General features: G+C 69.8%; 1 protein-coding gene and 1 other annotated feature. The gene reads left to right on the top strand.

The features are described 5' to 3' along the window. The coding region (locus tag DRV96_RS17910; RefSeq protein ID WP_119293632.1) for an IS3 family transposase at nt 1–540 on the top strand (540 nt) is incomplete at both ends. Beyond that, nucleotides 10–126 (top strand) — a sequence feature (AL1L pseudoknot). (Overlaps the previous gene by 117 nt.)

Genomic DNA, 540 nt, shown 5'->3' with positions numbered 1-540 from the left:
GTTGGCCAGCGCATATTTCGCCCAGGCGGAGCTCGACCGCCATCACCGCAAGTGAACGCCTTCATCGACGAGCACCGCGCTCGTTGCGGGGTCGAGCCGATCTGCAGCGCGCTGCAGGTTGCCCCGTCGGCGTACCGGCGCCACGCGGCGCGCCAGCGCAACCCCGCGTTGCTGCCGGCACGCGCGCGGCGTGATGCGAGCCTGCTGCCGCAGGTGCAACGCGTGTACGACCAGAACCTGCGCGTCTACGGCGCCGACAAGGTGTGGCGCCAGCTCAGGCGCGAGGGCACGGCGGTGGCGCGCTGCACGGTGGAGCGGCTGATGCGGCTTGGCGGGCTGCAAGGCGTGCGCAGAGGCAAGGCGGTGCGCACCACCGTGCCCGATACCAAGGCGCCGTGTCCGCTGGACCGCGTCAATCGGCAGTTCAAAGCCCAGCGGCCGAACCAGCTGTGGGTGGCGGACTTCACCTACGTCTCGACCTGGCAGGGCTTCGTGTACGTCGCCTTCATCATCGACGTGTTCGCGCGCTACATCGTGGGC

The sequence above is a fragment of the Azohydromonas sediminis genome (genome assembly GCF_003574675.1).
GTDB classification, from domain to species: Bacteria; Pseudomonadota; Gammaproteobacteria; order Burkholderiales; family Burkholderiaceae_C; genus Calidifontimicrobium; species Calidifontimicrobium sediminis.
The sequence above is the reverse complement of the archived record's forward strand: the minus strand, read 5'-3'. Positions and strand labels throughout refer to the sequence as shown.